Origin of the sequence: Anaerotignum propionicum DSM 1682 (assembly GCF_001561955.1) — a bacterium.
GTDB classification, from domain to species: domain Bacteria; phylum Bacillota; class Clostridia; order Lachnospirales; family Anaerotignaceae; genus Chakrabartyella; species Chakrabartyella propionicum.
The window spans coordinates 846,391-860,564 of the sequence record NZ_CP014223.1 but is presented as its reverse complement, the minus strand read 5'-3'; the positions used below and the strand labels follow the sequence as shown (position 1 = coordinate 860,564).

At 36.3% G+C, this 14,174-nt stretch carries 10 protein-coding genes; 7 read left to right on the top strand and 3 right to left on the bottom strand.

Annotated features, from left to right (window positions below; genetic code table 11):
- Positions 1-7: 7 nt before the first annotated feature.
- Positions 8-1,312 carry an SPFH domain-containing protein gene (locus CPRO_RS04140; RefSeq protein ID WP_066048131.1) on the bottom strand — a complete coding sequence of 435 codons (1,305 nt, stop codon included), beginning with the start codon at positions 1,310-1,312 and terminating at the stop codon, positions 8-10.
- An 875-nt stretch (positions 1,313-2,187) separates the two neighbouring features.
- Here CPRO_RS04140 and CPRO_RS04135 point away from each other — a divergent pair.
- The 7 genes from CPRO_RS04135 (at position 2,188) to CPRO_RS04115 (ending at position 11,108) form a co-directional block, all read left to right on the top strand.
- Positions 2,188-2,535, top strand: a complete 348-nt coding sequence (locus CPRO_RS04135; protein WP_066048129.1) for a 6TM ABC transporter family protein — start codon at positions 2,188-2,190, stop codon at positions 2,533-2,535.
- Positions 2,536-2,555: 20 nt separating this feature from the next.
- Complete coding sequence (locus CPRO_RS16185; RefSeq protein WP_143148966.1) at positions 2,556-2,906, top strand: ATP-binding cassette domain-containing protein; 351 nt, start codon at positions 2,556-2,558, stop codon at positions 2,904-2,906.
- A gap of 296 nt (positions 2,907-3,202) precedes the next feature.
- Entirely contained in the window at positions 3,203-3,520 is a 318-nt protein-coding gene (locus CPRO_RS16120; protein ID WP_072743420.1) for a nitrous oxide-stimulated promoter family protein, read from the top strand.
- On the top strand, positions 3,517-3,921 hold the full coding sequence (locus tag CPRO_RS16115) for a YbaN family protein (protein WP_066048128.1): 405 nt from the start codon (positions 3,517-3,519) through the stop codon (positions 3,919-3,921). The genes CPRO_RS16120 and CPRO_RS16115 overlap by 4 nt, the downstream gene beginning before the upstream one ends.
- A gap of 650 nt (positions 3,922-4,571) precedes the next feature.
- Positions 4,572-6,119: an S-layer homology domain-containing protein gene (locus tag CPRO_RS04125; RefSeq protein WP_066048127.1), complete on the top strand. Its 1,548-nt coding sequence runs from the start codon at positions 4,572-4,574 to the stop codon at positions 6,117-6,119.
- A 479-nt stretch (positions 6,120-6,598) separates the two neighbouring features.
- Positions 6,599-10,021: a response regulator gene (locus tag CPRO_RS04120; RefSeq protein ID WP_066048125.1), complete on the top strand. Its 3,423-nt coding sequence runs from the start codon at positions 6,599-6,601 to the stop codon at positions 10,019-10,021.
- Positions 10,011-11,108, top strand: coding sequence for a response regulator (locus CPRO_RS04115; protein WP_066048123.1), 1,098 nt, complete (start codon positions 10,011-10,013; stop codon positions 11,106-11,108). Before CPRO_RS04120 ends, CPRO_RS04115 begins: the two co-directional genes overlap by 11 nt.
- A 250-nt stretch (positions 11,109-11,358) precedes the next feature.
- Here CPRO_RS04115 and CPRO_RS04110 read toward each other — a convergent pair whose 3' ends face one another.
- Complete coding sequence (locus CPRO_RS04110; RefSeq protein WP_066048121.1) at positions 11,359-12,933, bottom strand: acyl CoA:acetate/3-ketoacid CoA transferase; 1,575 nt, start codon at positions 12,931-12,933, stop codon at positions 11,359-11,361.
- Between the two features lie 109 nt (positions 12,934-13,042).
- Entirely contained in the window at positions 13,043-14,167 is a 1,125-nt protein-coding gene (gene lcdB / locus CPRO_RS04105) for a lactoyl-CoA dehydratase subunit beta (RefSeq protein ID WP_066048114.1), read from the bottom strand.
- Positions 14,168-14,174 lie beyond the last annotated feature (7 nt).

Below are 14,174 nucleotides of genomic sequence, written 5' to 3'. Positions count from 1 at the left end.
CCCTCCTCTATAGCTTCTCGCCACATTCAGGGCAGAATTTTGGAGTACCTTCAATGGCCACATCGCACTTCGGACATTTCTTCAAAAGTACCTGCCCACACTCAGGACAAAATTTCGCCTTGGGAGAGATAGATGAACCACATTCCGGACAAGCAATAGGTATTTCATATCCACATTCTGAGCACACTTTGGCACCATCAGTCAAATCTATTCCGCAGTTGGGACAAGGGTTTATTTTTCTGCCACACTCAGTGCAAAATTTGATGCTGTCTGAAAGAGGATATCCACAATCAGAACAACATAATTGGGGCTGTTCTTGCTTTTGGCTTCCCGCTGCGTTCGTATCAAAACCACAAACACCGCAAAATCGTTGTTGTGCTGGCATCTTTCCATGACACGCAGGGCATTCTTTTTCACTGGCATGATTTGTAATTTGAATTTCCTCGACCATTCCCCCAAATCCTGTACCTACGGTTTTTCCCATGCTCAGTCCCATTCCTAAGCCCATTCCCGCCCCCATAAGAGGAGCAGCTGTGGAATGCTGGTTTTTGGCTGCACCTTCTAGTGTGTTAAAAGAACGCTCCTGCTGATAGCTGTAGCCTATAATGTTCATTTCTGCTCTCTTTGATAGCGCATCTTTCAGCTTTCTCACTGCAGAATCCTCTTCTGGAACACTAATTTCATTGACATAGAAATTCACCAGCTGAATGCCGAATTCTTCCATGGTTGGCTGTATGTTTTCTTTCATAAATTCTGAAAGCTCATCAATATATGCATTGATTTCCAGTATGCTAATCTTATTATGTATCAGGTAAGTGGAAATTGCGTCCTTTACTTTTGCCACATAAATCCCTCTGAAATATTTTGTTACTGACATTTTATCGAATACCTGCATAGTACCAACCAATTTAACCAAGAATTTTTTCGAATCCACGATTTGAATGCCAAAAGTACCATTAGAGCGAACAGGTGCAAAAATTCCATATTTGGGGTCTTGAATTTGAATTGGTGTAGGCGTACCCCACTTGATATCTAAATTGAATGCTTTATTGATATACCAAACCTCGGCAGTAAAAGGAGAACGTCCCCCGAAAGGCAGATTAATGATGTTATTCAACAAAGGGATATTGGCTGTATCTAAAGTATGTCTTCCACTCACAAAAATGTCCAAAACCTTCCCGCTTTTAACAAAAATAGCCTCTTGCGATTCATTAACAATCAACTGCGTCCATGTTCCTAACTCTTCACTGGGATATTTCCACGCAAAAACGTCTGGTCCACCATTATATTTTATAACCTCTACAATTGCCATTTATTTTTCTCACCTTTCCAATATTTAAAATTTACCGACTGTTTTATAAAAAATCCCAAGTTTGTTTAATGTAATTATACTACGTTGCATATTTTATTTTTTAAATACACCTCATTTAACCGCTTTCACATGCTATTTTCAATACTATTAAAACAACTGTCTTGTTGTTATTCCTGTGTTCAATTGAACATTCTAATAAATAATTATACAATTTTTGTCAATATTTTTCAACTCTTCTTTATGCATTCATACAAATAATAGCAAAATTACTTAATCTAACATCAAAATCTGTATCTCTCTTTTTTAAATATATTGTGTAATCTAAAACTGACCCAGATTCTGCTTTAGGCATTTTAATAGTTTATTTTTTGTGGTGAAAATACTTATTCTGAAATAACAAAAAAGATTTCCATAAATCATTACGAGAATTTTTAAATTATCCGTTTGTAGAATTAGAACGTGTTCTGGATTTTAATCCAATATATCATATGTAAGAATAAAAATAATTCATTTTAAATCTGATTATACCAATTGTTTCTTTTGTCAACACTTCATAAACAAAATCTTCCTTTTTAAATTGACATCAAACTTTGAATATGCTATAGTTTTGCCATAAACCTCGCCCGTTTAAATTTAAAGAAGTGCGCACAAACAAGCGTATCTACTTTTTATTTAGTAGGGCTTTTTTATGTTTCACAAACGTCTTTTGGAACTTGCGCCCAATATAAAAATATATATTGTTGCAACGGTTGTTTTATAATGGTTAAGTCTGCTTTCAATATTTTTATCATGCTATCCTTATGCATTATGATAGATTCAACCTATCTTCATAAACTTTGGATATGGCTTTGGCGCAAAAAATAGGGGTTATACTGATGCTTTTTGGCATCCTTCATTTTTTTCAACTTGTTTTCATCAAAAACTGCTTTTGGATCTTCAAAAAAATCGAAAAACTTTTGAGAGAAAAGATATATACAAAACTTACACATATCGGCACTAGCTATAAGGATAAAATATCTATAGCAGAAGTTGTGCAAATTATTACCCTAGGGGTAAATCAACTTGAAATTTATTTCTTCCAATATTTACCTCAACTTTTTAATATTCTTATTGCTCTAATTGTACCCGTGGTTATTTTAAGTAATCTCTCCTATAATCTGGTCCATACCCAAGCAAGTGGAGGGCGTGTTTTTTCCCTACTGGAGGAACCCATGAAGTTGTAGAAAAAACGGATGGAAAAGATATTGATTTTTATGGCGCTCAATGCGAAAGTCTGACCTTTGGCTACAGCGAAGATAAAATATTAGAAAACCTCTCCATTGATATACCAAATGGACATATTATTAGAATATATGGAAAAAGTGGCTGTGGAAAATCCACCTTACTAGATTTGCTCCCTTGCAAAACCAATTCAACCGTGGAAGAAATGATTAAGGCGGCAAAAAGGCCTCCCTTCATAACTTTGTGGAAACACTTCCAAAAGGCTATGATACTTTCAACGGAGAACTTGGTGACAAACTTGCCGTTGAGGAATTACAATGAATTGGTGTGGCAAGAACATTTCTCTAGGTGCACCTTTTATGCTTTTGGATGAACCTACAAGTAATCTTGATAGTTTAAATGAGGGAATCAATCCCTTTTTGAAGCCGAAATTGTCACAATTCTTTTGGTTTCTCATAGAAAATTGACTTTAGGTATTGCTTTAAAAATTATTCAGCAAAAAGGGGGCGACTTAGCTAGGCATTGCAGATTACTAAATTAAAATCTTTTGAAATTTTATTGAAAGAAATATTAGATTTTGTGGAGGCTTGGGTATAGACAACACAAAATGAAATGGAATTTCCGTTTTTTTATAATCAAAAAAAGCAAATCTGCATTCCCTAGGGTTTTATGAATGATCTAAAAATTAAAAAAGAAAAAGATATGGTTCTCTTTATGATTACATTGTTTTGTTATAAAAAGCATAAAACATCAACAAGCTTATGCGAAAATTGTAATGGTCTTCTATCCTATGCCTATGAAAGAATTGAACACTGTCCTTTCATGAAAACTAAAACCTTTTGCAGTAATTGCAAAACACATTGCTACAACACTTCCATGCGGGAGAAAATAAAGGAAGTAATGGCTTTTTCCGGCCCGAGGATGCTTCTCTATCATCCTCTAACCGCCCTAAGCCATTTGATTCATTCTAAAATTTTAAGGAGATGATCAAACTGAAATACATATATATAGGGTTGGGGTTTTTATTTTTCTTCATTGGCACGGTTGGTATAGTTATTCCCCTTCTGCCCACAACTCCTTTTTTGCTTTTGGCCTCTTTTTGCTTTGCCAAAGGCTCAGAACGTTTCAACAATTGGTTTAAATCAACAAAGATTTATAAAAATAACTTGGAAAGCTTTGAAAAAAACCGCTCTATGACATTAAAATCAAAGCTTTGTATCTTGATTCCTGTGTCCTGTATGCTTTTATTCGCTTTTTTTATGATGAACAACACCTATGGTAGGGGTTTTATCGTACTTTTAATTCTATTTAAATATTACTATTTTATTTTCAAGATTAAAACTATTCCCACAGGGGCTATGGAACAAAAGAGCCCTTCTCTTGATTAAAATAACGAATCTCTTCTTACATAAAATTTTTTCGTCATTTCATTAACATTGCATTTCTCTTGAAAATAAGGATGGGTAAAAACTCCCCATCCTTATTTGTTTTAGAACCCTCTTATTCGCTATTGAGATTCCAGTACTACCGGCAATTCCAGAAAATTTTGAAACAGACTTTCAATAGGCACTAGGTTAGACTTACCATTCTTACATAGGAAAAAGTTACCATTTATTTTTTTTGCGTTTTTTGGATAATATGGTATAATATTCATAGATTTTGACGATTTTTTTGTTATAAAGTGATTTAGAGGCATATATAACCTTGCAAAATGAAACAAGAAAGGGCTAAATTGGGAAAGAACCAGTACCTACAAGGGTTCATTTATTCTACCATAGGGGAAATGATATGTACGCTATTACTACAAGACCCTATATAACAATATAATCAAATATCATACAGAAATATTCGCATTTTCATCATAATTATACCGTTTTTTTGTATTTGAGGAATATTTTTCTAGAGTTCAGATAAGAATATGACCAATCCTTCTTTGCAAAAAAATTTGCTTTGTAGGGCCTATTGAAAGAATAAAGTACTTCTTTCAATTTATATAGCTCATAAAAGATTTGAAATTAAAAACAGAAAGGATGATAGCATGAAGCGGTTTGTCGCAGTAATCATGATGTTGCTTATGGCAATGAGTGGCACCATGCCCGTCTTTGGGGCAATCGTGACAAATGCTGATCCATGGGCAAAAGCCTCCATGGAGTTTGCATATAATCAAGGATTGATTACAGAAGAGAACCTTCTGGATGCCAAAAGAGAAATTACAAGACTTGAGTTTTGTAAAATCGTAGTGCTTCTCTATGAAAAAAGCAAAGGAGAAAAATTGGTTCCGAAAAGCGAAAGTCCCTTTACAGATTGTAATAATCCATCAGTTATTGCAGCCTATGAAGCAGGAATCATCAGCGGAACAGAACCGACAAAGTTTAAGCCCAATGATAACTTAACACGTGAGCAGCTAGCTATACTGCTCAATCGAATTTTAAAAGTATGGGGTATCACATTAACCTCAGGAACAGAAAAATACGCTTTTTCTGATATTTCCATATTAGAGAAGCCTTCGATTGAAGTCATTGGCAAAATCAAGAATGCAGGCATCTTAGTGGGAGACGATGACGGAAAATTTTATCCTATGAGAGGCTTAACCTTTCAGGAAGCAGTCATCGGTTTGGTAAAGATATGCCATTATGCAGAACAGAAAGCAGAGCCAACGGATGGCAAAAATGAAACAACTGATGAAAATAAACAGCCTTCAAAAGAAGTTGTAGAGAAGACACCGGAAAAAACAAATCCTTCCTCAGAAGTTGATCAAAAGAACCTAAATATTTATGAAACAGTCTATATTAATGACAAAGCTGTTTTTCTGGGCGAAACCACCAACCAACTGAAAGAAAGTTGGGGGGAACCCAATAGAATTGATACAACCGTTTATGCTTTAAAAAGATATGTTTATATAAACGACTATGAGAGTTATTTTTTCGTAACACTAAAGGAAGATAAGGTTGTAGAAATTTTTGTCCCCACAAAATATTTTTCTTATCTGGGCACCAATGGCGAGGGTACTTCTGCAAACATAAAACAACTGAATTATATCAGTCTGGTTGAGCATAGCGGCATCGTTGAAACAGACACAACCTATGCCAGCATTCCTTTGGATTATGAGGGTTCCATTCGAGGTATTTTGTTGCAAGAAAGAGCATTTACTTTAGGCAACAATGAGAAAAGTGGCTTAACAATTTCAGAGAGAGAAACTCTAGAAACCCAGCTGCTAGATTTAATTCAGGTAAAACGTAAAGAGCAAGGGTTGCCACTTTTGACAAAAGCTCCAAAGCTTTCAAGTGTTGCATTGGTGCATAGTAAGGATATGGTAGATAATAATTATCTTGGCTATACAGGAACCGATGGCAGCACTCCATTTACAAGAATTCTGAATGAAAAAGTCTCCTTTACCAGTGCATCAGAGGTCATTGCCAAACAAAGAGGCGATATTACCAATGTTTATCGCCAATGGATTAGAACAGCGGCACAATTTCAGAGTTTGCTTGACCCTACTATGGATTCTGTAGGTGTTGGTGTTAGTCAAAAAGGGAAAGACCTTTATGTTACTGTGGATTTTTGCGGTGGATATAAAGACAAATAAAAAAATCTAGATGTTACTAAGTAGGCAGGGCATTTTCCCTTGCCTACTTTTTTATATGTAAATAGGTATGTTGCTTCGAAAGATGCTTAAGCATATAATTTGAAACGATCAAAGCAATAAATCGTTCATATGCTGTAAAAAGCCCAATGTGTTCCTTGGCTATCAGTTTTTTATTTGATTTGATATGACACTTTATTTTAACTAATAAATTAATTTATTTTTATCAAAATGATTTGCATAATAAATAGACAAGAACAATAGGTATTTGGTAAAATTAATCTACAAGACCAAATCATACCAAATGACTATATATTTGTTTTGCCTAGTGCCCACATGGCAAAGCTCAAAACTTCCACAAACCTATGAGAAACCCTCAATTGATGACTTTTGAGGTGCTGTCGTTTCAAAATAATACATAAAATTTAGAAGTTAAATAGGTTTTACAAAAGTCTAGTGCGATAGAAGGGAGTCAGAACACTATGAATGAAAGTGACATTACAAAAGAAAGAAAAGAGAAAAAATTCTCTAAAAAAATTGTAACAGGTATTTATCTATCCTTTTATTTTATTTCTTTTTTATTGATGGCCTATGTTTTATTTCAGAAGACTATCACCATAGGAAAAACTCAGATAAACACAGTAATATTCAACGGAGTGCTTGTTCAAATACAATTTTTAGCGATGGTTGGATTCGTAACATGTGAAGCTACCAGAAAAAGATTTCTCATTGCTTATTTGGGAAATATATTTCTTATTATCTTGACTGCTTTTTCCGTCTTCGTGAGGCATCAAGAGGATGGAATATTAGGCTTTTCAGTTGCCTTAAGCATTCATTTCATTCTTTGGATGATGGAGAAACATACAAAAAGAATGAAACAACTAAACATCTCCGAACTAAAACTTCATTTAAAAAAAGAAGAGAATGAACAGCTTCGTTTATATTCCAGTGTGATTGAACAATCTCCCCTATCTATTGTAATAACTGATGATCATGGAAATATAAAGTACGTAAACCCTTATTTTACAGAAGTAACAGGATATACGTTGGATGAAGTGATTGGTAAGCATACTCGTATTTTGAAATCAAATAAAAATCAGCCGGAAACATACAAATCACTGTGGAAAAATATTACCCAAGGTGAAAAATGGATCGGAGAATTCACAAATATAGATAAAAATGGAAATGAGTTTTATGAGCGTGCAGTAATTTCTCCCATTGTTGGAGAGAATGGAGAAACGGCCTACTATGTGAGTATCAAAGAAAATATCACTGAAGCACTGCTTTTAAAAAATACCCTTGATGATCAAAGCAAGTTCATCAGCCAGTTGATTGATGTAATTCCAAGCTCCATTTTTTATGTGGACAAAGAAGACATCTTCCTTGGGGCAAATTCAGAATTTACACGGGTATATCAAACAGATACCAATCCACATCAAGGAACAAATTTCAAGGATACTCCCTGGATGGATACGTTTAAATACCAGAGGTTTACTGAGATGCGTCAAGAGTCCGTAGAAACCGGAAAACCTGCTATTCGGCAAATTGTTTCAACGATAAATGGAAAAGAAACTGCGCTGTTATATTGTGTTAATGCCTATTATACTTCTACCGGTGATATTGGTGGCTACATCGGCATTTTGACTGATATCTCAGAGCTGAAAGAGAAGGAAATTGAATTACAGAACGCATTCATTCAGGCTAATGCCGCTACGGAAGCAAAATCTATGTTTCTAGCAAACATGAGCCATGAAATAAGAACACCTATGAATGCGGTAATTGGGATGTCCTATTTGGCATTGCAAACCCAGTTAACAGATAAACAAAGAGACTATCTTTCCAAGATAAACAACGCGGCAACTTCCCTACTTCGCATCGTCAATGATATTCTGGATTTTTCTAAGATAGAGGCTGGAAAGTTAAAAATGGAAAAGCTGGAATTTAATTTGGATGAAGTGCTCACAAAATCCATTGAACTTTTGATACCCAAGGCTAGAGAGAAAAATTTAGAAGTTATTTATCACCTTCCTTGTGATATACCTGTACAAATTATTGGCGACCCCTTACGCCTTGGGCAAATAATTACGAATCTCTTGAGCAACGCTGTTAAGTTCACTCATACCGGAGAAATCCGTATTGATGTGATTAGAGAAGAACAAAAAGAACAAAAACTTTGTTTGAAGTTTCGTGTATCAGATAGCGGCATAGGAATATCCAAAGAAAATCAGGAAAAATTATTTGAGGCATTTACTCAATCTGATAACACCATTACTAGACAATATGGCGGAACTGGGCTTGGTCTTACAATTAGTAAAACTTTGGCAGAAATGATGAATGGAAGGCTGTGGCTAGAAAGTGAAGAAAATGTAGGAAGCACATTTTCTTTTACAGCATGGTTCGATATTGGGGAAACACTATCCTCTAAAAAATGTATTACTCTTCATGATATCAAAAAAATTAAAACATTAGTTGTTGATGATAATCCCATGGCAGGCGAAATTATGAAAGAGTACATGGAGAATATGGGTGCTACAGTGGAATTAGCTGCATCTGGGGGTCAGGCATTAGAATTGATACAAAAGAATAGTTTTGAATCACCCTATCAACTGCTCTTGATTGATTGGAATATGCCGGACTTGGATGGAATGGAGACGGTAAAACATATAAATGCATTATCTGAAATCAAAATTAAGCCTTTGGTAATATTGGTTACAGCTTATGATTTGGAGGAAATGAAAAAAAACGCACAAGATTTGGGCATAGCTGCTTTTTTAACAAAGCCGATATCACAATCAAGTTTATATGATGCAATTGTAAACATTTTTGCCAAAGACCTCTCCATATCCCAAAAAGAAGATCCCCAATACGAAATAGCCTCATCTTTTCATGGAATCAATATTCTTCTGGTGGAAGACAACGAGGTGAATCAGCAAATTGCCTGCGAACTCTTGCAAAGTCAAGGATGCAAAGTGGCAATTTCAAATAACGGATTGCAAGCAGTGCAATGTTTTAAAAGTAGAATAGAAACGTATGACTTAATTTTCATGGATATTCAAATGCCTGAAATGGATGGCTTTGAAGCCACAAAACAGATTCGTGAAATAGATACCGAAATACCTATCATTGCAATGACTGCCAGAAATATGCAAGAAGAAAAGGAAAAGTGCTATCAAGCTGGAATGAATGACCATATTGCCAAACCCATTGATCCAGAGCTGCTGATGGAAATGGTTTCAAAATGGGCAAAGAATAAGTCATATTTCAAGGACTATCCAAAAACGTATTCTGATAAATCAGCAGAAAACATGGAAAGATCCTTTCCTTCTATTTATGGGATAGATGCTCAAATGGGAATACACCGTCTGTCAGGCAATAAAGAGCTTTATGAAAAACTTCTTTATAAATTTGCTACGGAACAGAAAGACATCATAGAAAAAATTAAAAATAATTCAGAAGATTATGGACTGTTGCAAAACCAAGCTCATATTTTAAAAGGAGTTGCTGGTAATATTGGCGCCACAAAGGTATTTCAGCTTGCTAATGAGCTTGAAAGAATGGCAGAATTAAATTCTCCTCTTAATGAATTGAAAGTAGCAGCAGAAGCAGTGGTTCAAGAATTTGACAAAGTTTCGGCGGAAATCGTATCGGCGGCTATAAATAAAGAACAATCCATATCTGCCGAAAGGGTAAATAACGAGGATGCCGATAAGATGATTGTTAAGCTAACAGGAATGCTGAAAATGGGAGATGTAGAAGGCATAGCCTATTTTAACAAAATTAGTCCTACCCTAAAAAATATATTAGGAGAAGGTTTATTTCAAGCAATAGATTCTAATATCGCAAGATATGAATTTGATGAAGCTGAGGTTGTACTTCGGAAATGGAGGGAGACAAATGAATACTAGGGATGGTGATGCAAAATATACCGTTATGGTTGTTGATGACGTACCGGATAATATCACTTTATTCTCGGAATTATTAAAGGATCAATATCATGTGCGAATTGCTTTAAATGGAGATCGAGCGTTAAAGCTGATTAAAGAAGAGCCCCCAGATATAATATTATTGGACGTCATGATGCCAGTTATGGATGGCTATGAAACGTGTCGTAGGTTAAAAGAGACTGAATCTTTGAAAGACATACCCGTCATTTTTCTTACCGCAAAAAGCGAACCTAAAGATGAGAATATAGGCTTGAATCTTGGTGCTGTTGATTACATAACAAAGCCAGTTAATCCTCAAATTTTTTTATCTAGAATCAGAGCTCATTTATCGGCTAAACTGGCGAATGATATTCTAAAAAATAGGAATCAATACCTTGAAGATGAAGTCAAACGTAGAACCAAAGAAGTAACGGCTTTACAGGAAATAACCATCATGGCCATGTCCAGCCTTGCGGAAATTCGGGATAATGAAACAGGGAATCATCTGCAAAGGACAAAATTGTATGCCAGAGAATTATGCCTCTTTCTGGCTAAAGAATCAAAATATGCACAAAGTTTGGATGAAAAAACAATCGAAAAACTTGTGAATGCCGTGCCCCTTCATGATATTGGAAAGGTTGGCATTCCGGATGCCATTTTATTAAAACCTGGCAAATTAACCTTCGAAGAATTCGAAATTATGAAAACCCATACTATATTAGGGAAAGAGGCAATTGAAAAGGCAGAAAAATTGGTGGAATGCTCTGATGATTTTCTTCAAATTCCAAAAGAAATAGCATATAGCCATCACGAAAAATGGGATGGCAGCGGATATCCTAATGGTCTTACAGGTGAAAATATCCCTCTGTCAGCCAGAATTGTGGCCTTAGTAGATGTGTACGATGCCTTAACCAGCAAAAGAGTTTATAAACCGGCTTTTTCCCATGATGAAGCCATCAAAATCATATGTCGAGACTCAGGAAAACATTTTGACGAAGAGCTTGTGAAAGCATTTTTAATTCTTGCCGATGATTTTAAGGTAATCAGTGAAAAATACAAGGATGATTAACTACCAGCTTAAGCTGGTAATTTCTCATCCCCTTTAGGCTGTTTCTTGCAACATCAAAAGTTTTTGAATCCATATTCGACATCCATACGATTTCAATTTCTAAAATCCATGGTTCTATTTGTCAAAAAGCCAAAGCTAACATTACCACCTGCAGAACAGGTAGTTTTTCTTTAAACTAAAGTGAAAAAAATCCCCCTGTCTTTTCTAGAAAACAGGGGGTAATATTATATATATATTTTTCAAACAGAAATCAGGACTTCATTTCCTTCAGACCCATTAAGCCTTCTGCAAACAAAGCAGCGTCCATCAATTTGATTTGGCCGTTTGCATCTCTGTCAATAATAGGTGCAAAATCCATAACGTCAAGAATCTGTGTCTGCAAATCAATACCAGGTGCAATTTCAGATAAGTGCAAACCATCTTCCTTCAAAAGGAATACGCATCTTTCTGTAATATAAGTTACTTGTTGCTTATTAGCAAGTGCAACGTCACCATTGAATGTAATCTGCTCAACAGCTTTCAAGAATTTTTTCTGCTTGCCTTCTTGAACAATAATAACCTTGCCATCTTCAATTTTAACCTTTAAGCCACCTGCTGTGAAAGTACCACAGAAGAATACCTTAGGTGTATTCTGTGTAATGTTGATGAAACCACCACAACCAGCGATACGAGGGCCAAATCTTGAAACGTTGATATTGCCTTTTTCATCGCATTCAGCTAAGCCTAAATAGCAAAGGTCTAAGCCGCCGCCATCATAGTAATCGAATTGATAACCTTGATCGATCAATGCATCCGCATTATAAGAAGCACCAAAGCGAACGCCACCAGCAGGAACACCACCAATAGCACCACTTTCAGCAGTTAAAGTCATAAAATCAACGATACCTTCTTCATCAGCAACACTTGCTACATATTCAGGCGCACCAACACCTAAATTTACAGCAACATCTTTTTCTAATTCAATGGCACCACGACGACCAATAACTTTCTTTGCACTCAAAGGAAGTGGTTCTCCAACAACTTCAGGTCTTCTATGCTCGCCTGATAATGCAGGATCATATTCACAATCTAAAGATTGCTGATGATCTTCTGGGTCAGCAACAACAACATAGTCAACATAAATTCCTGGAACTTTTACATGACGAGGGTCAAGAGTACCAGCTTTTACTACTCTTTCAACCTGAACTACAACGATACCGCCACTGTTTTTAACAGCCTGGCATACTGAAGTTCCTTCCAGAGGAGCAACTTCTTTCTCAAATGTGATATTTCCGCTTTCATCAGCGTAAGTACCACGAATAAGAGCTACATGAATAGGAAAAGCAGGGTAGAATAAATATTCCTGACCCTTAATCTCTACCAATTCAACAATATCTTCTTTGGTAATATCATTTACTTTACCGCCGCCATTTCTGGGGTCAATGAAAGTACCGATACCTACCTTTGTAAATACGCCTGGCTTATGAGAAGCTATATCACGGAACAAATGACACAATGCACCCTGAGATACATTATATGCTTCCATTTTATTTTCCATAGCCATTTTACCCAAAGCAGGAACTGTAGCCCAGTGACCAGCGATGTAACGTTTTAAAAGGCCTTCATGAGCAAAGTGCTCAGCACCTCTTCCGTCTCTGTTACCTTGAGAACCACAATAAACATATGTAATGTTTTTGGGTTCGCCTGTTTCTAAGAATCTTTTTTCTACAGCTCTATCAAGAGCCTCAGGGATTGCATTTCCAACGAAACCACTTGTTGTAACTGTATCACCGTCTTTAATAAGCTTTGCAGCCTCATCTGCGGTAATAATGGGAACCTTTCTCATTGTCGAAAATCCTCCTAAATCTTATCGATTTTTGCTTATTTGCTTATTACAATACACTGGAGCAGTCACCCACCCCAGTGTACAGTTTTTCAGCAAACGATTGTTCAAATTACAGCATTTCTACGAAAGACTGCAGTCTTGTCTTGATCTGTTCGAAGGAAGAAACTTCCTGATCAACTTCGATCATCAGACTCTTAACGCCTTTTTCTTCAAATTCTCTGTACATTACAGGGTAATCCCATTCTTCAGGATCACAGAATTTCATCATCGCAACAACGATAGCATCTGCACCTGTCTGAATTGTCTTGTTGATCAGCATTCTGCCGCGGCCTTTCTTTGTATCAGTTGCAAGAGAGCAACCGTACATTTGCTGCCAAGCTTTTGCCATTCTATAAAGAGGGCCACCTTCGCCATCCAGAACGTCAACACGAATCTGTCTGGATTCCTGAGCCAAATCGTCATCAACGATAGCAATTTTGAATTCATTGAAGATATCAAGCAATTCGTTGGGCTCAAGTAAGATACCTGTAACAACAACTTTCTTGCCATCCCAAGGCTGAACAGGTGTAGCCTTAATTTCAGCAATGAGCTCTTTTACAAGTGCTGTGTGTTTTTCTTTTAACATGAACTGTCTTGCTTTGAAAACAGCATGACGGCTAACTGCATCAATTACCTGAGGGTAATCAGCTGCAACCTTTACAAATTCACGCATAACTGCTCTGTTTTCATTGTAAATTGCAATGGAATTCTCCAAAGCAGCGTTTGAAATTTTTACACCCAAAACTGATTCAAGCTGAGCCTTTACCAATTCATACTCTGTTACTAAGAACTGATTTGCAGCTTCCAAGCCTCTGTTCTGAGGATGTGTAAATACAATTACAGGGGATGTGCCTTTCCATTTCTGGCTTAAGCACTTTAATGTATCACAAGGTACAGAGAAAATTACAGCAGAAAGGTCATCATAAGCGCCTTCACACTGCAGTTCCATAACCTGCTGCATAACTGAACAAGCAAATGCAGGAAGATATGTACGAGCCTTGGAAATTGTTTTACCTTGTGCACCCCAGATACCCATAGGCAAATAACCAGCTGCGTGTACCATTTCTTCAGGGGAGTAAATAGGCATAATACCTACTGCACCCTTACCTGTTTCCGCCTTATAATCATCCATTGCCTTTTTAGGATTTGCGGCAACGTCTTTTAATTGGGATAAAATAGCTTCTACTCTACTCATCGTTTTC